This window comes from Streptomyces sp. NPDC059785, assembly GCF_042732375.1.
GTDB lineage: Bacteria > Actinomycetota > Actinomycetes > Streptomycetales > Streptomycetaceae > Streptomyces.
This window is the reverse complement of record NZ_JBHWHV010000071.1, coordinates 21494-47543: the sequence shown is the minus strand read 5'-3', so window position 1 is coordinate 47543 and position 26050 is coordinate 21494. Positions and strand designations below refer to the sequence as shown.

Annotated in this window: 17 protein-coding genes; 9 read left to right on the top strand and 8 right to left on the bottom strand. The window is 71.9% G+C overall.

The genetic code is table 11. From position 1 onward, the window contains the following. Window positions 1-141: 141 nt before the first annotated feature. On the bottom strand, window positions 142-1581 hold the full coding sequence (gene gndA / locus ACFV6E_RS36700; protein WP_385467642.1) for an NADP-dependent phosphogluconate dehydrogenase: 1440 nt from the start codon (window positions 1579-1581) through the stop codon (window positions 142-144). 426 nt (window positions 1582-2007) lie between these two features. Between gndA and ACFV6E_RS36695 the strand changes: the two genes are divergently transcribed. After that, window positions 2008-3198, top strand: coding sequence for a transglycosylase family protein (locus ACFV6E_RS36695; protein ID WP_385165389.1), 1191 nt, complete (start codon window positions 2008-2010; stop codon window positions 3196-3198). Here the strand turns inward: ACFV6E_RS36695 and ACFV6E_RS36690 are convergent. After that, on the bottom strand, window positions 3188-4390 hold the full coding sequence (locus tag ACFV6E_RS36690; RefSeq protein ID WP_385467639.1) for a DMT family transporter: 1203 nt from the start codon (window positions 4388-4390) through the stop codon (window positions 3188-3190). The two genes, ACFV6E_RS36695 and ACFV6E_RS36690, sit on opposite strands and share 11 nt — an antisense overlap. A 222-nt stretch (window positions 4391-4612) precedes the next feature. Between ACFV6E_RS36690 and ACFV6E_RS36685 the strand changes: the two genes are divergently transcribed. The 3 genes from ACFV6E_RS36685 to glgC all read left to right on the top strand — a co-directional run bounded on the left by ACFV6E_RS36685 (window position 4613) and on the right by glgC (window position 7890). Next, window positions 4613-5398, top strand: a complete 786-nt coding sequence (locus ACFV6E_RS36685) for a (2Fe-2S)-binding protein (protein WP_385467636.1) — start codon at window positions 4613-4615, stop codon at window positions 5396-5398. A 36-nt stretch (window positions 5399-5434) separates the two neighbouring features. Continuing rightward, a complete protein-coding gene (gene glgA / locus ACFV6E_RS36680) occupies window positions 5435-6586 on the top strand; it encodes a glycogen synthase (protein ID WP_385467633.1) in 1152 nt (383 codons plus the stop codon). 83 nt (window positions 6587-6669) lie between these two features. Continuing rightward, the gene (glgC, locus tag ACFV6E_RS36675) at window positions 6670-7890 is read left to right on the top strand and encodes a glucose-1-phosphate adenylyltransferase (RefSeq protein WP_385165381.1); all 1221 of its coding nucleotides are present in this window, start codon (window positions 6670-6672) and stop codon (window positions 7888-7890) included. A 10-nt stretch (window positions 7891-7900) separates the two neighbouring features. Here the strand turns inward: glgC and ACFV6E_RS36670 are convergent, their stop codons facing one another. From ACFV6E_RS36670 to ACFV6E_RS36650, 5 genes are all read right to left on the bottom strand, one after another. Next, window positions 7901-8929, bottom strand: coding sequence for an ABC transporter permease (locus tag ACFV6E_RS36670; protein WP_385165379.1), 1029 nt, complete (start codon window positions 8927-8929; stop codon window positions 7901-7903). Next, window positions 8926-9888: an ABC transporter permease gene (locus tag ACFV6E_RS36665; RefSeq protein WP_385165375.1), complete on the bottom strand. Its 963-nt coding sequence runs from the start codon at window positions 9886-9888 to the stop codon at window positions 8926-8928. The genes ACFV6E_RS36670 and ACFV6E_RS36665 overlap by 4 nt, the downstream gene beginning before the upstream one ends. Further along, on the bottom strand, window positions 9885-11444 hold the full coding sequence (locus ACFV6E_RS36660; protein ID WP_385165372.1) for a sugar ABC transporter ATP-binding protein: 1560 nt from the start codon (window positions 11442-11444) through the stop codon (window positions 9885-9887). Before ACFV6E_RS36660 ends, ACFV6E_RS36665 begins: the two co-directional genes overlap by 4 nt. Window position 11445: 1 nt before the next feature. After that, the gene (locus tag ACFV6E_RS36655; RefSeq protein ID WP_385165370.1) at window positions 11446-12546 is read right to left on the bottom strand and encodes an ABC transporter substrate-binding protein; all 1101 of its coding nucleotides are present in this window, start codon (window positions 12544-12546) and stop codon (window positions 11446-11448) included. A 144-nt stretch (window positions 12547-12690) separates the two neighbouring features. Further along, on the bottom strand, window positions 12691-13704 hold the full coding sequence (locus ACFV6E_RS36650; RefSeq protein ID WP_385165368.1) for a LacI family DNA-binding transcriptional regulator: 1014 nt from the start codon (window positions 13702-13704) through the stop codon (window positions 12691-12693). A 159-nt stretch (window positions 13705-13863) separates the two neighbouring features. Between ACFV6E_RS36650 and ACFV6E_RS36645 the strand changes: the two genes are divergently transcribed. From ACFV6E_RS36645 to ACFV6E_RS36625, 5 genes are all read left to right on the top strand, one after another. Continuing rightward, window positions 13864-16467 carry a PA14 domain-containing protein gene (locus tag ACFV6E_RS36645; RefSeq protein ID WP_385467630.1) on the top strand — a complete coding sequence of 868 codons (2604 nt, stop codon included), beginning with the start codon at window positions 13864-13866 and terminating at the stop codon, window positions 16465-16467. Window positions 16468-16659: 192 nt separating this feature from the next. Continuing rightward, complete coding sequence (locus tag ACFV6E_RS36640; RefSeq protein WP_385467627.1) at window positions 16660-19050, top strand: RICIN domain-containing protein; 2391 nt, start codon at window positions 16660-16662, stop codon at window positions 19048-19050. A 149-nt stretch (window positions 19051-19199) separates the two neighbouring features. Further along, entirely contained in the window at window positions 19200-21539 is a 2340-nt protein-coding gene (locus tag ACFV6E_RS36635) for a GH92 family glycosyl hydrolase (RefSeq protein WP_385467624.1), read from the top strand. Window positions 21540-21739: 200 nt separating this feature from the next. Further along, window positions 21740-23071 (top strand): wax ester/triacylglycerol synthase family O-acyltransferase, encoded by a 1332-nt coding sequence (locus ACFV6E_RS36630; RefSeq protein WP_385467621.1) that lies wholly within the window; start codon window positions 21740-21742, stop codon window positions 23069-23071. A 211-nt stretch (window positions 23072-23282) separates the two neighbouring features. Continuing rightward, entirely contained in the window at window positions 23283-24785 is a 1503-nt protein-coding gene (locus tag ACFV6E_RS36625; RefSeq protein ID WP_385467618.1) for an SDR family NAD(P)-dependent oxidoreductase, read from the top strand. A gap of 230 nt (window positions 24786-25015) precedes the next feature. Here the strand turns inward: ACFV6E_RS36625 and ACFV6E_RS36620 are convergent, their stop codons facing one another. Further along, window positions 25016-25561, bottom strand: a complete 546-nt coding sequence (locus tag ACFV6E_RS36620; protein WP_385165354.1) for a metal-dependent phosphohydrolase — start codon at window positions 25559-25561, stop codon at window positions 25016-25018. Between the last annotated feature and the right edge of the window lie 489 nt (window positions 25562-26050).

Below are 26050 nucleotides of genomic sequence, written 5' to 3'. Positions count from 1 at the left end.
GCGACAGCCGTCCGCCCCCGCCTCCCACCCCGGGCCCCCCCCCCGCACCCCCCGCCGCACCGGAGGCGCTCCGGGCCCCCGACGGGCCCCGGCGGCGGAAGAGACCCTTCCGCCGCCGAGGCCCGTCAGGCTATGGCGCCGCTACGCGGACACCTCCGAGCGGTCGCCGCCCCACAGCGTGTGGAACGAGCCGTCGCGGTCGACGCGCCGGTAGGTGTGCGCGCCAAAGAAGTCCCGCTGGCCCTGGGTCAGCGCGGCCGGCAGCCGCTCCGCGCGCAGTGCGTCGTAATAGGCGAGCGCCGCCGCGAAACCGGGCGTGGGCACGCCCTGCCGGGTCGCCGCGACCAGTACCTCGCGCCAGTCGTCCTGCGCCGCCGCGATCTCCTGCGCGAACGTCGCGTCGGAGAGCAGGCTCGGCAGGTCGGGCCGGCTGTCGTACGCCTCGCGGATCCGGTCGAGGAAGGCGGCGCGGATGATGCAGCCGCCGCGCCAGATGGTGGCGACGGCACCCAGGTCGATGTCCCAGTCGTACTCCTCGCTGCCCGCGCTGATCTCGTGGAAGCCCTGCGTGTACGAGACGATCTTCGAGGCGTACAGCGCCTGCTCGACGCGGTCCGCGAACGCCCCGGCCTCGGCCTCGCCGAGCCGCTGGGCCGAGGGCCCGGCCAGCCCGCGCGAGGCCTCGCGCAGCCCGGCGTGCCCGGACAGGGAGCGGGCGAAGACGGCCTCCGCGATGCCGGACACCGGCACACCCAGGTCGAGGGCGATCTGCACGGTCCAGCGGCCGGTGCCCTTCTGCTCCGCCCGGTCCTGGACGACGTCCACGAACGGCTTGCCCGTCGCCTCGTCCACGTGGGACAGGACCTCGGCGGTGATCTCGATCAGGTACGAGTCGAGCCGGCCGGTGTTCCAGGTGCGGAAGATGTCGGCGATCTGCGCGGGGGAGTACCCGGCGACGTCGCGCAGCAGCTGGTACGCCTCGCCGATGAGCTGCATGTCGGCGTATTCGATGCCGTTGTGCACCATCTTCACGAAGTGCCCGGCGCCGTCGGGACCCACGTGCGTCACGCACGGCGCGCCGTCCGACGCCTTCGCGGAGATCTTCTCCAGCATCGGCCCGAGCGAGCCGTACGACTCCTTCGAGCCGCCCGGCATGATGCTCGGTCCGTTCAGCGCGCCCTCCTCGCCGCCGGAGATGCCCGTGCCGACGAAGTGGATGCCCTGCTCGCGCAGCTCCTTCTCGCGGCGCCGGGTGTCCGCGAAGTGCGCGTTGCCACCGTCGATGATCATGTCGCCGGGCTCCAGGAGCGGGGCGAACTCACGGATCACCGCGTCCGTCGGGTCACCGGCCTTGACCATGATCACCAGGCGGCGCGGCCGTTCGAGTGCCGCCACGAACTCCTCGGCGGTCTCGGCGGCCACGAAGTCGCCCTCGTGCCCGAACTCCTTCACCAGGTCGTGCATGCGCGAAGGCGTCCGGTTGTGCACGGCGACCGCATAGCCGTTGCGTGCGAAGTTGCGGGCCAGATTGCGGCCCATGACCGCGAGACCCGTGACGCCGATCTGCGCTGAAGTGCTCATAGGTTGGCTCCCGAGAGTTCCTGTGTTCGGTGCTGCCGGTCGTGCCCGCCAGTATCGCCCCCGGCCATCCTGACGTGCCGAGCATGTGTACGCAGCGGAACCCTCCGGTGCCTCACCGGCGGGCGGTACGAAAGACCGTTCGCTTTCGGCCACACCGGCCGACGGCCGTCCGGAACCCCGCCCCGCCTGCGCGGCCCCGGCGCGCGCCGGCCGCCGCGTGCCGCCGTGCGCCGCCCCGGACCTGCGCACCCGCCGCCGGGGGCGCGCTCCCCGCGCACGACGGGCGGTAGGTCACACCGCGTCACCGAAAGGCCAAAGGTGCGCAGGTCGCGCGAGGGACGAGCACGGCCGATTGCCGCCTTGTCCTGGCCTGTTCCCGGCGCTTACTTTGGCCGCTCCTGACGCTTTGTCGAGGGGGGCTCCTCCATGGCCGTACGCGGCCGGCACCGCCGGTACCAGCCGAACAGGATCAACCGCGCCTCACTCACCGTCACCGCGGGCGGCGCGGGCATGGCGATCCCGCTCATCGGCACCGGCGTCGCGGACGCGGCCGACGTGAGCACCTGGAACAAGGTCGCGGCCTGCGAGTCCACCGGCAACTGGAGCATCAACACCGGCAACGGCTACTACGGCGGCCTCCAGTTCACCCAGTCCACCTGGGAGGCGTACGGCGGCACCGCCTACGCCCACCGCGCCGACCTGGCCACCAAGGACCAGCAGATCGCCATCGCCGAGAAGGTGCTCAAGGGGCAGGGACCCGGCGCCTGGCCGACCTGTTCCCAGCGCGCCGGACTCACCCGCGGCGGCGGCACCCCGCAGCTCGACACCTCCTCCGGCACCTCCGCGCGGACCGTCGAGCGCACGGTGCGGGACGTGCGGCCGCAGACCACGCCCCAGTCGCAGGCGGGCACCGCGCGGATGTACACGGTCGTGCACGGCGACACGCTCTCCGGCATCGCCGAGGAGCGGCACGTGGGCGGCGGCTGGCAGCGGCTCTACGCGGCCAACCGCGAGGTCGTCGGCGCCGACCCCGACCTGATCGTCCCGGGCCAGCGGCTGAGCCTGACCGCGAAGGCACCGGCCCGCACGGCCGACCCGAAGCCCGCCGCCAAGAAGACCGAGCAGAGCAAGAAGTCCCGGAAGACCACGGAGAAGAGCGAGGCGGCCACCAAGAAGAAGGCCACCACGCACTCCGCGGGCACGAAGGCCGCCCACACCCTCGTCGCGCCCGTGAACGCGGGCACCGGCACCCCGTACCACGCCGCGGGCAGCTCCTGGTCGAAGGGCTACCACACGGGCGTCGACTTCCCCGTGGCCACCGGCACCTCCGTGAAGGCGGTCGGCGCGGGCCGGATCGTCGAGGCCGGCTGGGGCGGTTCCTTCGGCTACCAGGTGGTCGTCCGGCACGCCGACGGGCGCTACACGCAGTACGCGCACCTGTCGGCGATCTCGGTGAAGAGCGGGCAGAGTGTCGTGGCCGGGCAGCGCATCGGGCGCTCCGGGTCCACGGGCAACAGCACGGGCCCGCATCTGCACTTCGAGGTGCGGACGGGGCCCGGCTTCGGCAGCGACGTCGACCCGGTCGCCTATCTGCGAGCGGGCGGCGTCAGGATCTGACGCCGGTACGCGGGCGGCGCGGCGCCGGGTAGGGCCCGCCGCCGTAGAAGGGGCCGAAGAAGACGGGCGCGGTCCAGCCGGACGGCTCGGAGCCGCCGCTGTCCGACACGGTACGCACGACGGGCACCGGCACGAACACGTCCTCGTGGACCGTGCCGGGCGTCTCCTCCGGCAGCCGGGCGAGCAGCTCCTCGACCACCTCGGAGCGGAAGCCCAGCGCCCCGGCAGGGTCGGTTTCGAGCGCGTCCGGCCGGTCGGCGACCGGCGCCGGGGCGGCAACGACCTCGTCCGCACCGGCCGCGTCCCCGTCGCCGCCGGACGTGCCCGGCCCGGCCTGCGCGGGCACGGTGCCCGTCCGGCGCTCGCCCGCAAGGCGCTCGGTGGTGAGCAGGATCAGCCCGCCCGCCGCCACGACCCCGCAGCCCAGCGCGAGGATCGTGCCGGTGGTGCCGTAGCGGAAGGTTTCTCCGAACATCGTGATGCCGACGGCGGCCGCCACCACCGGGTTCACCACGGTCAGGGTGGCCAGCGGGGCCGCGAGTCCGCCGCCCCGGTAGGACGCCTGCGACAGCAGCATCCCGGCGGTGGCCAGGACGCCGATCGCGGCCAGCGAGGGCAGCTCCGTAAGCGAGACGCCGCCGGTCCAGTCCACGGCGACGGTCTTGGTGAACACCGACGACATCCCGAAGGCGAGCCCGGCCGCGACCGCGAGCAGCACGCTGCGCACCGCCGGATGCCGGTGCGCCGCACGGGCCGCCACCATCAGCGCCACCACCGCGCCGCCGCTCACCAGCGCCGCGAACACCCGCTGGCCGCCGCTCAGCGAGTGGGAACCGGCCGAGCCGACCAGGGACAGCAGGCCCGCCAGGCCCACCGTCGCCATGATCGCGCCGCGCCACGCGGTCGCGCCCGCCCGGCGCCGTACGAAGAGGGCGGCCATCGGCAGCGCGAACACGATCGTCAGCGCACCGAGCGGCTGCACCAGGCTCAGCGGACCATAGGCGAGCGCCACCACGTGCAGCAGCCCGCCGAGGCCGTTCAGCGCCACGGCGGCCCACCAGGCGGGCCTGCGCAGCGGCGCGTACGCGCGGTGCGGGGACGTCACCGCGACCTGCTCCTGCACGATGGCCCCGCCCGCGTACGCGACGGCGGAGACGAAGGAGAGCAGGACGGAGAGCGAGAGGGCGTTCATGCGTCCCTCCCCGGTGTGCGGCGGTGTCCCGGTGCCCGGCGGTGCGAGCGGTCGGCTTCCATGGTCCCCACGATGCCTCGCCGGTCACCGCCGTGTCGTCGTCCTTGAGCACGCATTGGGTCCTACTGCCGATGGAGTACAAAGGGGACTCCGTCCTCCCCCAGGTGGGCGACAAGGGGTGGATCCCCCCGGGGATCCCCCGGACGTCACCCCATCGAGACCTTGGCGGTACTGCTTCTCGTGGACCTCGACCCCGGCCTGACCGCGCTCTCCGCCCTCGGCGGCTTCTCCGTCCTGCGCACCGGACCACCGCCGGACGGCCCCCTGCCGACACTGGCCCGCGCGTACGCCGGCCGGACCGGACCCGGACCGGGGGAGCGGTACGGCGATCCGCTGGGCTTCCGGGTCGGCAAGGTCGCGGCGAGCCTGCGGGCCCCCGAGACCCGGATCGCGGTGTCGGTCGCCCAGCAGGGGCTCGTGGCCCGGCTGTGGGCGGTGGCCCTGGGCGCCGCCGCCCTCTGCGACCGGGTCCCCGACCTCGCCCCCGGGCTGCTGCGCTGGGACCCGGACGGCGCCGCCCCGGACGACCTGTGGCTGTCCGAGGTGCGCCCCCTGCCCGTCGCCTCGCTCGCCGACGTCGTCATCGAGGGGCACCTCGTCCCGCTGACGGCGGCGCTGCGCGCCCGGTACACCGTCGCGCCGCGGCTGCTGCGGGGCAACGCGGGCGCCGCCCTCGCCGGCGCCGTCCGGCAGCTCGACCGCTGGTCCCGCGAGGCGGGACGGCCCGACGTGGCCCGGCGCGCCCGCGCCCTCGCCGCGGGGCTGCTCGCCGGGCCGGGCCTGTCCGGCACCCTCGATCCGGTCACCCTGCGCCGCCGCAGCTGCTGTCTCTACTACCGGCTGCCCGGCGGCGGACTGTGCGGCGACTGCTGCTTCGACCGGCCGCCGCGGCCCGCGGGTGGCCGGTCCGGAACGCCGCGCTCTTCCCCGACAGCCGCATCTGGGTGACCATGAGGGCTCCAACCGCTACGACGGGGGGCTTGCGTGCGAGTGGGACTGCTGACGCGGGAGTACCCGCCGGACGTGTACGGCGGAGCGGGCGTCCATGTCGAGTTCCTCGCCCGGGAGTTGCGCCCGCTGGTCGACCTGGACGTGCACTGCTGGGGCGAAGGCGGCTCCGGCGGGGTCCTGCGCCACCGCCCCTGGGGCTCGCTCGACGATGCCAACGACGCGCTGCGCACCTTCTCCGTGGACCTCTCCATGGCCGCCGCCCTCGCCGGCCGCGACCTGGTCCATTCCCACACCTGGTACGCCAATCTCGCGGGCCACCTCGGCAAGCTGCTGCACGGCATCCCGCACGTGATGACCGCGCACTCCCTGGAACCGCTGCGCCCCTGGAAGGCCGAGCAGCTCGGCGGCGGCTACGCCCTGTCGAGCTGGGCCGAGCGCACCGCCGTCGAGGCCGCCGACGCGGTGATCGCCGTCTCCGGCGCGATGCGCGACGACATCCTCGGCTGCTACCCGGCGCTCGACCCGGACCGGGTCCGCGTGGTGCACAACGGCATCGACACCGCGGTGTACCGACCCGACCCCGGAACGGACGTCCTCGAGCGCGTCGGCGTCGACCCCGGCCGCCCGTACGTCCTGTTCGTCGGCCGTATCACCCGGCAGAAGGGCGTGCCCCGACTGCTCCGCGCGGTACGGGACATCGACCCCGCTGCGCAGGTCGTGCTGTGCGCGGGCGCCCCCGACACCCCCGAGATCGACCGCGAGTTCCGCGAGCTGTTCCAGGAGCTGAGCGGGGTGCGCGAAGGCGTGCACTGGATCCCGCAGATGCTGCCGCGCCCGGACGTCGTCCAACTGCTCACGCACGCCGCCGTGTTCGTCTGCCCATCGGTGTACGAGCCGCTGGGCATCGTCAACCTGGAGGCGATGGCCTGCGGGACGGCCGTGGTCGCCTCCCGGACCGGCGGCATTCCCGAGGTGGTCGACGACGGCCGCACGGGCCTGCTCGTCACCGTGGACGACGGCTTCGAGGCAGGGCTCGCGCGGGCCCTGGACACGGTGCTCGCCGATCCGGCGGCGGCCCGGCGGATGGGCGAGGCCGGACGGGAGCGCGCGGTGCGGGAGTTCGGCTGGGACGCGGTGGCCCGGCGCACCGTCCAGTTGTACGAGGAAGTCCGCAAAACGGGGTAGCCGGTCAGAGCGGGCGCACGTTCAGGAACTGGAGCCGGCTCTCCCGAGGGGAGCGGCCCGACCGGGTGTAGAGGGGCGGCGGCATGCGGCGCGGTGGACCTTCGGTGCTGGGCATCGTACTGGCGGGCGGGGAGGGCAAACGGCTGATGCCGCTCACGGCGGACCGGGCCAAACCCGCCGTCACCTTCGGCGGGACGTACCGCCTGGTCGACTTCGTGCTCTCCAATCTCGTCAACGGCGACATCCTGCGCGTCTGCGTGCTGACGCAGTACAAGTCACACTCGCTCGACCGGCACGTCACGACCACCTGGCGGATGTCGAGCCTGCTGGGCAACTACGTCACGCCCGTCCCGGCGCAGCAGCGGCTCGGCCCGCGCTGGTACCTGGGCAGCGCCGACGCCATCCTCCAGTCGCTCAACCTCGTGCACGACGAACAGCCGGACCACATCGCGGTGTTCGGCGCCGACCACGTCTACCGGATGGACCCGCGGCAGATGCTGCGGCAGCACATCGAGAGCGGCGCCGGGGTGACCGTCGCCGGGATCCGGGTGCCGCGCTCGGAGTCGTCCTCGTTCGGTGTCATCAGCCCCGGCTCCGACGGGCAGACCGTCGCCGAGTTCCTGGAGAAGCCCGCGGATCCGCCCGGACTGCCCGACGACCCCGAGTGCGTCTTCGCCTCGATGGGCAACTACGTCTTCACCACCAAGGCGCTGACAGAGGCACTCCAGCGGGACGCCGAGGACGAGAACTCCGCGCACGACATGGGCGGTTCGATCCTGCCGATGCTCACCGAGCGCGGCGAGGCCCAGCTCTACGACTTCAGCACCAACCACGTGCCCGGCGAGACCACCCGCGACCAGGGCTACTGGCGCGACGTCGGCACCCTGGACGCGTACTACGACGCCCACATGGACCTGATCGCCGAGCGCCCCGCCTTTAACCTCTACAACCGGCAGTGGCCCATCTACACCAGCTCGGGCCAGCTCTCCCCGGCGCGCTTCAACGCGGGCGGCATCGCCAGCGAGTCGATCATCAGCGCCGGCTGTCTGATCCGCGGCCAGGTCACCAGATCGGTGCTCTCCCCGGGCGTCCGGGTCGACCCGGGAGCCGTGGTCCAGGGCTCCGTCCTGCACGACAACGTCCACATCGGGCGGGGCGCGGTCGTGCGCGGCGCGGTCCTCGACAAGAACGTCGAGGTACCACCGGGCGCGACGATCGGCGTCAACCCGGAACGCGACGCGGAGCTGTACACGGTCTCCCGGGGCGGCGTGATCGCCCTGGGCAAGGGCCAGTCGGTGACCTGAGAGCGCTGCTTCACAGCACCCGGCGGCGCCGTCCCAGCCAGGTCTGGGCGATCACCACGACCGCCAGGAAGGCGCCGCTGACCACCTGTTGGTAGGCCGAGTCCAGGGAGCCGATCTGGTTGATGACGTTCTGGATGACCTTCAGCAGCGCCACCCCGACCAGCGAGCCGCTGATGAAGCCGAACCCGCCGGTGAGCAGCGTGCCGCCGATCACCACCGCGGAGATCGCCTCCAGCTCCATGCCCGAGCCGAGGATCGTGACACCGGACACCAGCCAGGCCGCGTTGAGCGCCCCGGCGAGCCCGGCGCACAGCCCGGACAGCGTGTAGACGGCGACCTTCGTACGGGCCACGGGGGCGCCCATCAGGGCCGCCGCGTCCTCGTTGCCGCCGACCGCGTACACGTACTGGCCGAAGCGGGTGCGGCGCAGGACCAGGGCGCCGAGCAGGAACAGCACGACGGTGATCCACACGGGCACGCCGATGCCGAGGAGCGAGCCCTGCCCGAGGGTGGCGAAGAAGGAGTCCTTGTCGACGAGATACGTGGTCGAGCCCTCGTCGGTGACGGCGAGCAGCAGACCGCGGGCGCCGAGCATCGCGGCGAGCGTGACGATGAACGGGGCGAGCCGGGACCGGGCGATCAGCACGCCGTTGACCAGGCCGATCAGCCCGCAGACGGCGAGCGGGAGCAGCAGCGCGACCACCGTGCCGTACTGCGAGCCCCAGGCGGCCAGCACCCCGCCGAGGGCGAACAGCGAGCCCACCGACAGATCGATGCCGCCGGTGACGATCACGAAGGTCATGCCCAGGGCGACCACGGCGAGGAACGCCGAGGACACCGCCATGTTCTCCAGGTTGTCGCCGGTCAGGAAGGTGTCGAAGCTCAGCGACGCGGCGATCATCGCCACCACGAGCGTCACCAGGGCGCCGTGCTGCTGGGCCAGCGCGCTGAGCCGCTCGGAGCGGGTGGCGCCGGGGGGTTCGTCCCCGGCCTGGCTCACGGTGGGCGGCGGACCGGCCACTTCGGTCCGGGTCGTCATCGCTTCCCCCGTTCCCGAGCCGCGTACACGGCGAGGACGATCACCACGGCCTGGGCGATCTGGGTCCACGACGGCGGCAGATCGTGCTTGATGAGCGTGGTGGTGAGCAACTGGATCAGGACGGCGCCGGCCACCGTGCCGCCGATACGGACCCGGCCGCCGCTCAGCGGGGTCCCGCCGACCACCACGGCGGTGATCGCGGAGAGCTCCATCAGGTTGCCCAGCGAGGTCGGGTCGCTGGCCGTCAGGCGCGCGGTGGCCAGTACGCCGGCCACGGCGGCGAGGACGCCGGAGCACACGTACACCAGGATCAGCACCCGGCGCACCGGAAGGCCCGCGAGGCGGGCCGCCGGGCGGCTGTCGCCGATGGCCAGGAGCTGCCGCCCGAAGGTGGTGCGCCGGACCACGAAGGCGACAAGCAGGGCGAGCGCGGCGGCGATCAGGACCAGATAGGGGATGCCCAGCACGTCGCCCGAGCCGAGTTCGGCCATGCCCGCGTCGTGGACGTCCTTGAGCTGGGGCAGCAGCACCAGCGCGAGGCCGCGTCCGGCGACCATCAGGGCGAGCGTCGCCACGATCGGCTGCACCCCGATGAACGCGATCAGCGAGCCGCTGGCCAGCCCGATCACGGCGCCGCCGATCAGCGCGGTCAGCGCGGCGATCCACGGCCCGTACCCCAGATACAGCGAGAGCAGCGAGGTGGACAGGGCCATCACCGAACCCACCGACAGGTCGACGCCCTCGCTGCCGATCGCCAGCGCCATGCCGAGCGCCACGATCAGGACGGGGGAGACCTGGACGGCCTGGGTGCGGAAGTTCTCGGCGGACAGGAAGTGCGGGGTGAACGCGATGTTCACCAGGAGCAGGACGGCGACGCCCAGATAGACGCCGTATTCCTGGAGCAGGCGCAGCAGCCGGTCGCGGTCCGCGGTCACCCGGCCCAGCGTCAGGTCGGTCATGGTGCCTCTCCGGTGCCGTCGTCGGGCACGGTCGCGGGCTTACGGGGGCCGGGGCCGGCCGGCGCGGCGGCGATGGCGCGCATCAGCCGGTCCTCGGTGACGGCGTCGCCGGTGAGTTCCTCGACGACCGCGCCGTCCTTGAGGACGATCACCCGGTCGCTGCCCTCGATCAGCTCCTCGGTGTCGGAGGAGATCAGCAGCACCCCGAGCCCGTCCTCGGCCAGTTCGTCGATGAGCCGCTGCACCTCCGCCTTGGCGCCGACGTCGATGCCGCGGGTCGGCTCGTCCAGGAGCAGCACCTTCGGCTGCATGGCGAGCCAGCGGGCCAGCAGCACCTTCTGCTGGTTGCCGCCGGACAGCTCGCCGACCTTCTGGTGCGGTCCCGCGGCCTTGATGCGCAGCCGCTTCACGAAGGTGTCCACGATCCGGTCGATGCGCGCCTCGTCCACCAGACCGAACCGGGACAGGCCCGGCAGCGCGGCGAGCGCGATGTTCTCGCGGACCGACAGGCCCGGCACGATGCCCTCGGCCTTGCGGTCCTCGGGCAGCAGACTGATGCCCGCGCGGATCGCCGCGGGCGTCGAACCGGTGCGCACCGCGGCCCCCGCGACGACCACCCGGCCCGAGTCGGGCGGCAGCGCGCCCGCGATCGCCTTGGCGGTCTCACTGCGCCCCGAGCCGAGCAGCCCGCCGAGGCCCACCACCTCCCCGGGCCGCACCGTCACCGACACCCCGTGCAGCTCGTGGCGTACCGTCAGGTCCTCGGCCCGCAGCACCGGTTCGGCCTCGGTGTCGTGACCGCCGGTGAACTTGGTGAGGCCCTCGTCGCGTACGTCGCCGATGTCCCGGCCGAGCATCAGGGAGACCAGCCGCAGCCGGTCCAGATCGGCGATCCGGCCGGTGTGCACGACCTGGCCGTCCCGCAACACGGTGACCGCGTCGCAGATCTCGTACAGCTCGTCCAGGCGGTGGCTGACGTAGATCACCGCGATGCCGCGCTCGCGCAGCATGCGGATCACGCCGAACAGGGTCCGTACCTCGCGGGGTTCGAGGGAGGAGGTCGGTTCGTCCATGATGACGACCCGGGCGTCGACCGAGACGGCGCGGGCGAGCGCGACCATCTGCTGGGCTCCGACGCCCAGTTCGCGCAGCGGCCGCCGCACGTCGACCCGGATGCCCAGCTCGCGCAGCGCCTCGCCGGCCTGCCGGTGCATGCTGCGGAAGTCGATCCAACCCAGCGGGCCGCGCGGCTCGCGGCCCAGGAAGAGGTTGCGCGCCACGCTCATCAGCGGGACGAGGTTGACCTCCTGGTAGATGGTGGAGATACCGGCGTGCTGCGCCTGGAGCGGGGTGGCGAAGCGGACGGGGGAGCCGTTGTACGTCAGCTCGCCCTCGTCCGGCTGGTAGACGCCGGTGAGGACCTTGATCAGGGTGGACTTGCCCGCGCCGTTCTCGCCGATGAGCGCGTGCACCTCCCCGGCGCGGGCCGTGAAGTCCACCGAGGACAGGGCCTTCACGCCGGGGAAGGTCTTGGACAGACCGGTGACGGACAGCATCTCAGTACGCCTTGTCCAGGTCCGACTCGGCGTTGTCCCCGGTGTAGGCGCTGTCCTCGATGACGATGTCCTGGGAGACCTTCTCGCCCTTGGTGAAGGTGTCCAGGGTCTGGAAGGCGAGCGGGCCGAAGCGCGGGTTGGACTCGATCACGCCGTCGATCCAGCCGTCCACGATGCCCTGCACGGCGTTGCGGGTGCCGTCGATGGTCACGATCTTGACCGCGCCGGCCTTCTTGCCCGCGCCCTTGAGGGCGTTGACCGCGCCGAGCCCCATCTCGTCGTTCTCGGCGTAGATGCCGGTGATGCCGGGCTTGGACTGGACGAGGTTCTCGGTGACCGACTGGCCCTTCTCGCGGGAGAACTCACCGGTCTGCTTGAAGACGATCTTCAGCCCCGGCGCCTTCTCCTTGACGCGCTCCTCGAACCCCTTGGTGCGCTCGGTCGTCACGTTGTTGCCCGCGGCGCCCAGCAGGATGGCGATCTCGCCCTTGCCGCCGGTCGCCTCGATCATCCGGTCGGCCGCCCGCTTGCCCTGCTCGACGAAGTCGGAGCCGATGAAGCTCACGTAGTCCTTGCAGGCGGTGGCGTTGATCTTGCGGTCGACGGTGACGATCGGGATGTGCTTGGCGGACGCGGCGCGCAGCACCGGCTCCCAGCCGTCGGAGTTGAGCGGTGCGATCACCAGCAGGTCGGCGCCCTTGGCGATGAGGTCCTGGACGTCGCTGATCTGCTTGGAGAACTGCGACTGCGCGTTGGCCGTCAGCAGCTTCACCCCCCGCTTCTCCGCCTCGGCCTTGATCGAGGCGGTCTCCGCGATCCGGAAGGGGTTGGCCTCCTTCTCCGACTGGGAGAAGCCGACGGTGGCGTTCTTCAGGTCGATCTTCTCGCCGCCGTAGGCGTCGATGGCGCAGGTCGGTCCCGAGCCCGTGTCCGGTGACGCGACGACCTGTCCCGAATCGCCCTGGCTGGTGGAGCTCTTGTCGTCCTTGTTCGCGTCGTCCTCGGACTTGGCGCAGCCCGAGACCAGTGCGAGGCCCGTGACGAGGCCGGTGGCGAGAACGGTTCTGACGGACGTACGGCGGAGGAAAGCGGTCGGCTTCATGGAGTCCCCAAACGGCGCGGCCCGGGCGCTGAGAGCGCTCCCGGGGTGGTACGGCTCTGGCTGTCAACTCGCTGTGCACGTCGTTCAGGGGAGGTTTTTACATCGTTGGAAGGAGGCTGTAAAGACCCCGCGTCCGAAATACCGTCACCGCCGGCCCAGTGTGCTCTCCCGTTCGATGAGGCGGAATTCCGCGCCGAGTTCGCGTCCGCCGGGCTCCTGCCGGCCCGACAGGCTGCGCAGCAGCGAGGCCACCGCCATCCGTGCGATGGCCTGCTTGTCCGGCGAGATCGTGGTCAGCGTGACCGCCCCGTAGCGGCCCTCCTCGATGTCGTCGAAACCGACCACCGCCACGTCCCACGGCACCCTGAGCCCCCGCTCGTGCAGCACCCGCATCGCACCGATGGCGACCAGGTCGTTGTAGGCGAAGACCGCGTCCGGGCGGACCCCGGAGTCCAGCAGCCGGGCCATCGCCCGCGCGCCCTCCTCGCGGTCCCAGCCGCCGACCGGCACCACCAGGTCGTCGGGCGCCGGCACGCCCGCCGCCGCCAGCTCCTCGCGCCAGCCCTTGAGCCGCAGATGGGCGGGCTGGTTCGCGGAGTCGGTGCGGGCGCCGAGGTAGGCGATCCGGGTCCGGCCGCGGCTGAGCAGATGGCCGACCGCGGTCCGGGCCGCCGCCACGTTGTCGATCGCGATGTGGTCGTGCGGCAGGTCGTACTCCCGCTCGCCGAGCAGCACCAGCGGCACGTCGTCGGGGCGGGCCCGCAGGTCCTCGGCCTCCAGCTCCAGCGGGCTGAGGATCAGACCGTCGATCACGTTGGCCCGGAAGCCCTGGCTGACCAGGACCTCCTGCTCACGGCCGCCGCGGGTGTGATCCAGGAGCACGGTGAACTCGTGCTCGGCGGCGGCGTCGATGACCGCGCCGGCCAGCTCCGCGAAGTACGGGTTGCCGAGCTCCGGCACCGCCAGGGCGATGATCCCCGTACGCCCCTTGCGCAGGCTGCGGGCGGTCAGATTGGGCCGGTAGCCCAGCTCGTCGATGGCCGCCTGGACCTTGGCCCGCATGGCCGGGGTGACGTGCGGATAGTTGTTCACCACGTTCGAGACCGTCTTGATCGAGACGCCCGCGTGCTCCGCGACGTCTTTCAGGCTGACCCGCAAGGGATCTCCTCTGCATCGAAGTGCGCCCCTTTCACCGGGGCGTTTGTCATGACCCTGGACAGTGGCTCGGAGCCGTGTTCTGATGCCAACTGCCGTTCCTTCCAACGTTGTACAGACTGAAGCAACGAGCCGCCACCCTTCCTCAGCCAAGGAGGATCCGTGCGCACGAGCCGACTCAGAACCCGATTGGCGCTGCTGCTGGCAGCGGCGCTGGGTGTGGCCGGACTGTCCGCCGTCCCCGCCGCGTCCGCGGCCGAAGCCCCCGTCGAACCCCACGGCCTGAAAGGCGAGTACTACACCCAGTCCGCCCCCGGTGCCTTCGACTTCCACGAGCTCAAGGCCACCGGTTTTGATACCAGCCTCGACTTCGACTCCCTGGAGCCGCGCCTGAACCTGGCCACCGGCCAGTCGGACGACGTCAGCGTCCGCTGGACCGGCAAGATCGTGCCGGAGAAGACCGGCGCCCACACCTTCTCGATCATCGGCGACAACGGCTTCCGGTTGTGGGTCGACGGCAAGCTCACCATCGACCACTGGGTGGACGACTGGGACAAGGAGCAGACCGCCGAGCCCGTCGACCTGACCGCGGGCCACGCCTACGACATCAAGGTCGAGTACTTCGAGCACTACGGGGGCTCCAACCTCCACCTGCGCTGGACCGAGCCCGGCGGCAGCAAGGAAGCCGTCCCCCAGTCCGCGTTCCGGCTGCCGGACGACTACGCGTACGACGGCGCCATCGCCACCACCGTACTGAAGGCCGGCCGCACCCTGCGCCTCGATTTCGCCCAGGAACTGGCCGCGCCGCCCGCCGGGTTCACCGACCATGTGCAGGCCGTGATCGGCGGCGCCGAATGGCCGCTGTCGAATGTCAGGCTGGACCCGAAGGACCACAAGTCCCTGCTCGTCGGCCTCTCGGAGCCGGTCGTCGGCAACAAGGACGGCGACGCCAGCGGCACCGCCGACCTCCGCTACGACGGCCAGGGCGGCCTGACCGGCAAGGACGGCAACGTTGTCAGCGCCTTCTGGAGCAGCGGCCCCAACCACTCCACCTACGAGCTGAAGACCAAGTGGGCGGACGAGGTCGACGCGGACAACGCGCTGCCCGAGTACCCGAGGCCCCAGCTCACACGTGACAGCTGGCGCAACCTCAACGGCTCGTGGCAGTTCGCCGCGGCCGAGGCGGGGGAGCAGCCGCCGGTCGGCAAGAAGCTCGCCGAGAAGATCCTCGTCCCGTACCCGGTGGAGTCCCAGCTCTCCGGCATCGAGCGGCACGAGGACCGGATGTGGTACCGCCGGACCTTCACCGTCCCGGCCGGCTGGAAGATCGGCTCGGGGCAGCGGCTCCAGCTGAACTTCGGCGCCGTCGACTGGCAGTCCGAGGTCTACGTCAACGGCAAGAAGGTCGCCGAGCACAAGGGCGGCTACGACAAGTTCAGCGCCGACATCACCGACGCGCTGAAGCCCGGCCGCACCCAGGAGATCATCGTCGGCGTCTACGACCCGACGGACGCCGCGAACGGGGAGAACCCGCCGCTCGGCAAGCAGCGCCTGGACCCCAGCGGCATCTGGTACACACCGTCCTCCGGTATCTGGCAGACCGTGTGGATGGAGCCGGTCGCCTCCGACCACGTCGACTCCCTGAAGATCACGCCCGACGTCGACAAGAGCCAGGTCGTCGTCGAGCCGCAGGGCGTCCGCGACGGCGTCAAGGTCACCGCCACCGCGTACGCCAAGGGCCGCAAGGTCGCCACCGTCAGCGGCCGCACCGGACAGCCGCTCACCCTGAAGATCAGGAACGCCCGGCTGTGGTCGCCCGACGACCCGTTCCTGTACGACCTGAAGGTGACCGTCGGCAAGGACCGGGTGGGCAGCTACTTCGGTCTGAGGTCCATCTCCGTCGAGCAGGTGAACGGCACCCCGCGCACCCTGCTCAACGGCAAGCCGATCTTCATGATGGCCACCCTCGACCAGGGCTTCTGGCCGGACGGACTGCACACCGCGCCCACCGACGAAGCGCTCGCCTACGACCTGAAGCTGCACAAGCAGCTCGGCTACAACTCGGTCCGCAAGCACATCAAGGTCGAGCCCGACCGCTGGTTCTACTGGGCGGACAAGCTCGGCCTGATGGTCTGGCAGGACATGCCCGCCATGACCGCAGGCGTCAACCCCTCGGCCGCCGCCCGCGCCGAGTACGAGCGCGAGATGAAGATCATCATCGACGAGCACATCAGCAGCCCGTCGGTCGTGATGTGGGTGACCTTCAACGAGGGCTGGGGCCAGTACGACGTCGGCCGCATCGCCACCCAGGCCAAGTCCTGGGACCCGACGCGCCTGGTCAACAACCAGTCGGGCCTGAACCTCGGGGCCGACGGCAACGCCGGCGACATCATGGACGAGCACGGCTATCCGAGCCCGGCGCTGCCGCCCTCGCCCGACGGCAAGAGAGCTCTGGTCGCCGGCGAGTACGGCGGTCTCGGCCTCGCCGTGCCCGGTCACGCCTGGTCGGTGCAGCAGTCCTACGTGGACGTCGACCCCTCGACGTACACCGACGACTACCTGACCAAGCTCGATGAAGTGCACGCCCTGGCCTGCAAGGGCGGCAACGGCGCCGTCTACACGCAGATCTCGGACGTCGAGGGCGAGCTGAACGGTCTTGTCACCTACGACCGCAAGGTGGTCAAGCCCGACGTCGAGCGGCTCAACGCGGCCCACACGGCGCTGATCCGCGACGCCTCCCGGGCGACCGTGGCGGGCTGCTCCTGACGGCGGTCCGTCCTCGGTGACGGTCCGCTTCTGACGCCGGGGCGCCTCACGGCACGCGTCCGACCGGCGCACCGTGAGCGCCCCGCTCCGGCCCGCTGAACCCGACGGGTCACCGGCACGGCCCGCTCCCCTTCACCCAGGGGGGCGGGCCGTGCCTCCCCTCCCGCAGGAGACTCCGACAGGAGACCCCCCATGCCCCTCGACCGACGCCGCTTCCTGGCCACCACCGGCACCCTCACCCTCGGCTCCGCCGCGCTCGGCCTCGCGCTCCCGGCCCTGCCCGCCGTGGCGGCCGACGGCCCGGCCCCGGACGCCTTCACCCGGCTGCGGCCCGGCAGCATCACCGCGCGCGGCTGGCTCGACGGCGAACTGCGCCGCCAGCTCGCGGGCCTGTGCGGACGCTACGCCGAGCGCTCGCACTTCCTCGACTTCGCGACCAGCGGCTGGGTCCACCCGGAGAACGACGGCTGGGAGGAACTGCCGTACTGGCTGCGCGGCTACGTCCCGCTCGCCATCGCCACCGGCGACGCCGAAGCCCTCGCGCAGTGCCGCCGCTGGATCGACGCGATCCTCGCCACCCGCCAGGACGACGGCTTCTTCGGCCCCCGTGCCCTGCGCACCTCCCTGGGCGGCGGCCCCGACTTCTGGCCCTTCCTGCCGCTGCTCCAGGCCCTGCGCACCTGGGAGGAGTACACGCGCGACGAGCGCGTCGTGCCCTTCCTCACCGGTTTCCTCACGTTCATGAACGCCCAGGGCCGCGGCGCCTTCGACACCAGCTGGGTCTCGCTGCGCTGGGGCGACGGCATGGACATCGCGCTGTGGCTGCACCGCAGGACCGGCGACGCCTTCCTGCTCGACCTCGTCGACAAGATGCACACCTACGGCGCCGACTGGACGGGCCCGCTGCCCAGCCCCCACAACGTGAACATCGCCCAGGGCTTCCGCGAACCCGCCCAGTACGCCCAGCGCTCCGGCTCCGCCGCGGACACGCGGGCCGCCTACCGCACGTACGAGCAAGTACTCGACGGATATGGGCAGTTCCCCGGTGGCGGGATCGCGGGTGACGAGAACATCAGGCCCGGGTTCGGCGATCCCCGGCAGGGGTTCGAGACCTGCGGTGTCGTGGAGTTCATGGCGAGCCACCAACTGCTCACCCGGATCACCGGCGACCCCGTGTGGGCGGACCGCTGCGAGGACCTGGCCTTCAACGCGCTGCCCGCCGCCCTCGACCCCGAGGGCAAGGCGGTGCACTACATCACCAGCGCCAACAGCGTCGACCTGGACAACACCCGCAAGACACAGGGCCAGTTCCAGAACGGCTTCGCCATGCAGGCGTACCAGCCCGGCGTCGACAACTACCGCTGCTGCCCGCACAACTACGGCATGGGCTGGCCCTACTTCAGCGAGGAACTGTGGCTGGCCACCCCCGACCGGGGTCTGGCCGCCGCGATGTACGCGCCCTGCCGGGTCACCACGACGGTCGCTGACGGGGCGACGGTGACCGTCACCGAGGACACCGACTATCCCTTCGGGGACACGGTCACCCTCACCGTGCGCACCTCGAAGCCCGTTGCCTTCCCGCTGCACCTGCGCGTACCGGGCTGGTGCGCCGCGCCCGTGCTCCAGGTCGACGGACGGGCCGTCACCGCCGAGGGCGGGCCGGCCTTCGCACGGATCGACCGCACCTGGTCGGACGGCGACCGGGTGACCCTGCGCCTGCCGTCCTCCGTCACCCTGCGCACCTGGCACGGCAACCACGACTCGGTGAGCGTCTCGCGCGGACCGCTCACCTACGCCCTGAAGACCGGCGAACGCTACGAGCGCTACGCCGGCACCGACACCTTCCCCGAGTACGAGGTGCACGCCACCACACCGTGGAACTACGGTCTCGTACCGGGCAGTTCACCCGTCTTCCGCCGTCGCGGGGGAGCCCTCGCCGACGACCCGTTCACCCAGGACGGCTGCCCGGTGAGCCTCACCGCGCGGGCCCGCCGCATCCCCGAGTGGATCGCCGACGACGAGCACGTGGTGGCCCCGCTCCAGCCGAGCCCCGCCCGCAGCACGGAGCCCGTCGAGAACGTCACCCTGATCCCGATGGGCGCGGCCCGGCTGCGCATCGCGTCCTTCCCGACGGCCGCTCCGGACGGCACGGCCTGGGTGCCCGAGCCTCCGTACCGGCGGATCCGGAACCGGCACAGCGGCAAGGTGCTGGCCGTCGACGGCATGTCGACCGCGAACAGCGCGCGCGTGGTGCAGTTCGACAACTCCGGGACCGGCGACCACGCCTGGCAGCTCATCGACAAGGGCGACGGCTGGTACCTGATCCGCAACGGGCACAGCGGCAAGGTGCTCGGCGTGGACGGGATGTCGACGGCGAACAGCGCGATCGTCGTGCAGTACGAGGACAACGGCACGGACGACCACCTGTGGACCCTCGTGGACCAGGGCGACGGCTGGTTCCTGGTGCGCAACCGGCACAGCGGCAAAGTGCTGGCCGTCGACGGCATGTCCACCGCGAACAGTGCCCAGGTGGTGCAGTTCGAGGACAACGGCACCGACGACCACCTGTGGCGTTTCGCCTGACCACATCGTCCGGTCGGGCCGTCCCGGGGCACCCTGGTCGTCCCGGTGCGGCCCGGCCGTGACCCTTGACGAGTACACGTACACCCCGAAGAATGAGCGCGCTGTGCGCTGACAACGTTGTCGGATGCCCGAGGAGGCGTGATCCGCCCATGAGATGGACCCAACGGCTGCGCGGAGCGGCGACGGCGGCCTGTGCCGCCGCGCTGCTCGGCAGTGCCCTCGCCGTCCCGGCGGCCGAGGCCGCCGCACCGGCCCACGACCGGCTCACCGACCTGGTCAACCCGTTCATCGGCAGCGAGAACGAGGGCAACACCTATCCCGGTGCCGCCGTGCCCTTCGGCATGGTGCAGTTCTCGCCCGACACCGGGCACAACACCGGCTACGACTACTCCGAGACCCATATCCGCGGCTTCTCGCTCGTCCACCTCTCGGGTGTCGGCTGCGGCCTCGGCGGCGATCTGCCGGTGCTGCCCACGACCGGCGACGTCACGAACACGGACTACGCGTCCTACGCGGCCGGGTTCAGCCACGACGACGAGAGCGCGAGCCCCGGCTACTACCAGGTCGGTCTGGACAACGGCGTCGAGGCCGAGCTGACCGCCACCGAGCGCACCGGCGTGCAGCGCTACACCTTCCCGGCCACCGACAAGGCCAACGTCCTGCTGAACGCGGGCCAGTCGCTGCACAGCACCGCGTCCACCACCGTCGAGATCCTCGACAACCGCACCGTGCGCACGGCGATCACCGGCAGCGGCTTCTGCCAGGCCACCAAGCCGTACACGGTCTACACGATCACCCGCTTCGACCGGCCGTTCACCAGCTCCGGCACCTGGAACGGCGACACCGTCACCGACAACTCCACCAAGTCGACGGGGACCGGGCGCAATGGCGCCTACCTGCGCTTCGACACCACGAAGGACCGCACCGTCGAGGCGACCACCGCGCTGTCGTACGTCGACGCGCGCGGCGCCGCGCTCAACCTCCGCGCCGAGGGCGGCCGGCACTTCGACACGGTCCGCTCGGCGGCCCAGCGCTCCTGGGAGGACCGGCTCGACGACGTCCGCGCCCAGGGCGGCAGCGACACCCTGCGCCGCACGTTCTACTCGTCCCTGTACCGCTCGTTCCTCGCGCCGAACATCGGCAGCGACGTGGACGGCCGCTACACCGGCTGGGACCAGAAGACCCACCGCACCAAGGGCTTCACGTACTACCAGAACTGGTCGCTGTGGGACACCTACCGCACCCAGTCCCAGCTCCTCGCCCTGCTCGCGCCGCGCGAGGCACGGGACATGGCGATCTCCGTCATCAGAATCGACGAGGAGAGCGGCTGGCTGCCCAAGTGGGGCTACGGCACGGTCGAGACCAACATCATGACCGGTGACCCGGTCACCCCCTTCCTCACCAACGCCTACCAGCAGGGCCTGCTCAAGGGCTACGAGGAGCGGGCCTACCGCGCGCTGAAGAAGAACGCCGACGGCGTGCCGCCCGCCGACTCGCCCGCCGTGGGCCGCGAGGCCAACGAGGAGTACCTCGCCGACGGCTTCGCGCCCTACATCAAGGACCGCCCGCACGCCAAGCCCGGCGACTCGGACTACGACCACGGCGCCTCGGCGACCCTGGAGTACGCGCTCGCCGACGCGATGCTCGCCGAGATGGCCGGCGAACTCGGGCACAAGGCCGACGCCGCCCGGTACGCGAAGCGCGCGCAGAACTACCGCACCGTCTTCGACGCCTCGACCGGCTTCTTCCGCGCCCGCGACGCCTCGGGCGCCTTCACCGGACCCGCCGACCCGGCGCAGAGCGAGGGCTTCCACGAGGGCACGTCCTGGCAGTACCAGTGGCTGGTGCCGCAGGACCTGCCGGGCATGGTCGGCCTGATCGGCGGCACGGACGCGGCCAACGACCGGCTCGACTCGTTCTTCGCCTACGACCAGCTCGTCCAGGACCCGGCGAAGACCGCCCGCGAGGTGTGGGTCAACGGCCCGTACGACTACTACAACGCGGACAAGTACAACCCGCAGAACGAGCCCGACCTGATCGCCCCGTACACCTATCTGTCCACCGGCCAGCCGTGGAAGACGACCGACGTGGTGCACGCCGCGCTCACCCTCTTCACGGACGCGCCGACCGGCATGACCGGCAACGACGACCTGGGCACGATGTCCGCCTGGAACGTGCTGTCCTCGATCGGCATCTTCCCGGTGCAGCCCGGCTACGACAGCTGGGGTCTGTCCACGCCCGTCTTCGAGCGGGTCGACCTCACGCTCGACCGCCGCTACTACCCGCGCGGCGCCCTGACGATCACCGCGCCCGGCACCTCGGACAGCGACCGCTACATCCAGTCGGCCAAGGCCGACGGCGCCGCGTACGGCCGTACGTACCTGACTACCGGCTCGCTGCGGAAGCTGCGCTCGCTGGCGTTCACGGTCGGCGGCGAACCGTCGTCGTGGGGCACGTCCGCGAACGCGGCGCCGCCCGCGCTGAACTGATCCCGGGCCGGTCGCGGACGGATCCCGGGCCGGTCGCGACCGGCCGCTGAATCGGTTTCAGAGGCCCCTCGAGTCCCGCCCCTGCCACAGGGGCGGGACTTAATCCGTTGTTAACTCAGCGTAGCTTGATCGTACTTGACCGTAATCACACATCGGGGATTGACTGCTGGCTCACCTGTCGTCGACGCGAGGGCAATCCCTTGACCTCCGACCTGCTCGCACCACTGGACCTGGCGTTCTGGAACATCGAGTCACCCCAGCACCCCATGCACCTGGGCGCGCTCGGTGTCTTCGCGGCTCACTCGCCCACCGCGGGCGCGCACGCCGTCGACCTGCTCGCGGCCCGCGCGGTCACCGTGCCGGGCCTGCGCATGCGCATCCGTGACGTGTGGCAGCCGCTGGCCTTCCCGCCCGCCTTCGGCGGCGCGGCCCGTCAGCCCGTCCCCGACTTCGACCCGCTCGACCACGTCCGGCTGCACGCCCCGGCCACCGACTTCCACGACGTGGCGGGGCGGCTCATGCAGCGCCCGCTGGGGCGCGGCCGGCCGCCGTGGGAGGCCCATGTGCTGCCCGGCGAGGACGGCACGGACTTCGCCGTGCTCTTCAAGTTCCACCACGCGCTCGCCGACGGACTGCGGGCGCTGACCCTGGCCGCCGGACTCATGGACCCGATGGACCTGCCGGAACTCCGTCCTCGTCCCGCCGAGACACCGCGCGGTCTCCTCCCCGATCCGCGCCGGCTGCCCGGCCTCGTCCGCGGCGCGCTCGCCGACGTGGGGCAGGCGCTCGACATCGGCGCCTCGGTCGCCCGCGCCACCTGGGACGTACGGCCGACGCCCGCCCTGACCTCCCGCCCCACCGGCACCCGCCGCACCGCCGGGGTCGTCATCGACCTCGACGACGTGCACCGCGTCCGCAAGGCCGCGGGCGGCACCGTCAACGACGTCCTGATCGCCCTGGTAGCGGGCGCCCTGCGGCGCTGGCTGGAGGAGCGCGGCGACAGCAGCGACGGGGTCGCGCCCCGCGCCCTGATCCCGGTCTCCCGGCGCCGCCCGCGCACCGCCCACCCGCAGGGCAACCGGCTCTCCGGCTATCTGATACGGCTCCCCGTCGACGACCCGGACCCGCTGACCCGGCTGGGCGCGGTACGCACGGCGATGGACCGCAACAAGGACGCCGGGCCCAGCCGGGGCGCCGGCGCCGTCGCGCTCCTCGCCGACCACGTGCCGCCGCTCGGGCACCGGCTCGGCGGGTCCCTCGTCGGCCAGGCGGCCCGGCTGCTCTTCGACATCCTCGTCACCAGCGTGCCGCTGCCCAGCCTCGGCATGAAGCTCGGGAGCTGCCCGCTCACCCAGGTCTTCCCGTTCGCCCCGCTGGCCCGCGGGCAGGCCCTCGCGGTCGCCGTCTCCACCTTCCGCGGCGCCGTGCACTACGGGCTGATCGCCGACGGGGAGGCGGTGCCGGACCTGGACGTGCTCGCCCGGGGACTGAGCGAGGAGGCCGCGGAGCTGGTGGAGGTGAGCGGCTCCTAGCGGCCGGCCGGCGAACGGGGGGTGCGGTCGGCCGGGTCCGCGCCCCCTGTTCCCCGCGGGTGACATGCGGCCATTTTGCTGACAACCGGCGCGTCAGTATGCTCCAGAACTGGCGGTATCAAAGAAAGAGAATGTAGGGTTCCGCCTTTTGGCAGCTCCGCGGTCGTTCCGAGGCACGCGGCAGTACGAGTGACGCGAGGAACGCAGCGCGATGACGGTGACAGAGGACAGTCGGACGGGTGCCATGGACACCCCGGAGGCGTCGTGGGGCCCGGGGATCGACCCGGAGCGGCTCGCCGTCTGCCTCGCCGTGCTCGAGGAGCTCGACAAGCTGGATGTCGACCACCCCGACGCGATCACCGTGCGCCGTGCCACCGCGGGCGTCTACCGCACGGTCAAGCAGCGCCGCCGCCAGGAGCGCAGGGCCGCGAAGACCGCCCACGACAAGGCCGTCACCGAGGCCACCGCGACCGGCTCCGCCCAGCGCATCGACGACGAGACGGAAGGCATCCTGCCGTCGTCCGTGACCGAGGCGGGGCGGATAGCGGGGGTCCTCCAGCGGCCCCGCTCCTGCTACACCTGCAAGACCCGGTACGTCGAGGTCGACTACTTCTACCACCAGCTCTGCCAGGACTGCGCCGCCCTGAACCGGGCCCGCCGCGACGCCCGCGCCGACCTCACCGGCAAGCGCGCGCTGCTCACCGGCGGCCGGGCCAAGATCGGCATGTACATCGCGCTGCGGCTGCTGCGCGACGGCGCGCACACCACGATCACCACCCGCTTCCCGAACGACGCGATACGCCGCTTCAAGGCCATGGACGACTCGGCGGACTGGCTTCACCGCCTGGAGGTCGTCGGCATCGACCTGCGCGACCCCGCCCAGGCCGTCGCCCTGGCCGACCGCATGGCCGAGCAGGGCCCGCTCGACATCCTGATCAACAACGCCACGCAGACCGTACGCCGCCTGCCGTCCGCGTACGCCGCGCTCGTCGAGGGCGAGTCCGCGCCGCTGCCGGCCGGTGAGCTGCCCGCCCGCCAGGTCATCGGCGCCTTCAACTCCGGCGCGGTCGACGGACTGGCCGCGCTCCCCGCCGGTACCACCGGGCTGGAGGCGCAGCAGGTCGCCGACCTCGCCCTGGTCGCGGGCAACGCCAGCGTGGCCCGGCACCGGGACGGCACCGCCATCGACGCGGGCGGCCTCGTCCCCGACGTCGTCGACTCCAACACCTGGGTGCAGAGCATCGACCAGATCTCCCCGGTGGAGCTCCTGGAGACCCAGCTCTGCAACTACACGGCGCCGTTCATCCTGATCAGCAAGTTGCGCCCGGCGATGGCCGCGGCGGCGGCCCGGGCCGGCAGCGAGCGCGCGTACGTCGTGAACGTCTCGGCGATGGAGGGCGTGTTCGGCCGCGGCTACAAGGGTGCCGGGCACCCGAACACCAACGCCGCCAAGGCCGCCATGAACATGGTGACGCGGACCAGCGCCCAGGAGATGTTCGAGACCGACCGCATCCTGATGACCTCGGTCGACACCGGCTGGATCACCGACGAGCGCCCGCACTACGACAAGCTCCGCCTGGCCGACGAGGGCTTCCACGCCCCGCTCGACCTCATCGACGGCGCGGCCCGCGTATACGACCCGGTCGTCCGCGGCGAGCAGGGCGAGGACCTGTACGGCGTCTTTCTGAAGGACTACGCGCCGGGCAAGTGGTAGACGCCGGGCGCCGCCGGGCGCACGGTGACCCGGGGGACTGGTGACCCGGGCGAACGGTGACCCGGGGGACTGGTGACCGGGGTTCGGCTGGAGGTGGGCCGGGGGCTGTTCGAGGTCGGCTGCGGGGGTGTTGTGGCTGAGCGCGCAGTTCCCCGCGCCCCTTACGGGCGCGACCCCCGTGCTCCTTACGGGGCGCGCAGTGTCTCGCGCTCCTTGCGAGGCGCTGTGGGTCAGGCGACCGGGCCCCGGGCGTGGGCTGCCGTCGAGACCAGGGACAGCACCGTGCGCCAGTCCTCCAGGACGCCGGCGTCCATGCCGGGTGCGCGGGCCGCGTCGGCCGCCTGGGCCAGTGCGATGGCGTCCTCGGCCAGCGGATCCCGTACGAAGGCCGCCGCCTCCCGTGGACTCATGGGGCCGCCGGGCGTACCCGGCGCGGGCGCCCCGGGGCCGCCCGAGGTCGCGGCCAGACAGCGCCCCGCCGCGTCGCGCAGCCGCACGAGCCGGGCGACCCGCCGGCCGAGCAGCGCCCGGACCGCGTCGGCCGCGCGGTCGCCGGGCCGCACCGTGCCGTCCGCCGGGAGCCGGTACCCGATGTCGTGCACCAGCCCGGCGACCTGAAGCTCCTTGTCGCTCGGGCGGCTTCGCCGCAGCAGCGCGGCCGTCCGGAGCGCGTGGCCGAGCAGATCGCCCCGGCCGCCGCCGTGACCGCGGTGGTACGGGACGCCCCGGCAGGCGTCCAGCAGATCCATCAGCTCCTCGACACTGCGCAGTTCCATGCGCCGGTCCTCCCGCGAGAACAGCCGTTGCCGGGACTCAGCAGATCATGGCCGCCTTGCGAACCGGCCAACGGGACCTGAACTGCGTCCCGTGCTCGCCCGGGTGGCGACGCACACCGGGCCCCCGTTCCGCACGGTGTTCCGCCCGTTGGGCCGAATGAGCGGCGGACGTAAGGGGTGTATGGCATCAAACCTCTTGATCACGGAGCCAGGTGGAAACCGTACGACTCAGGACAGTTACCTCTTGTTTTCAGCCCCATCGAGCAGGGGGGCGCTCATTTGGTTACCCTGTATCGGACGGGCAGCCAGACTGGGTCACACCCACACCCACGGTCCGTCCCGGGACATGCCGGTCACCACGGCCTGCTTCCCTGCGAGTTGCCGGCGCCACCGCGTCCGAACCGAATCCCGAATTCGACTCAGACCCGAGCGGACGTCAGGCGGCGCAGCGGCAGACTGGGCCGGCCCTACGACCCGAGGGTGACCCGA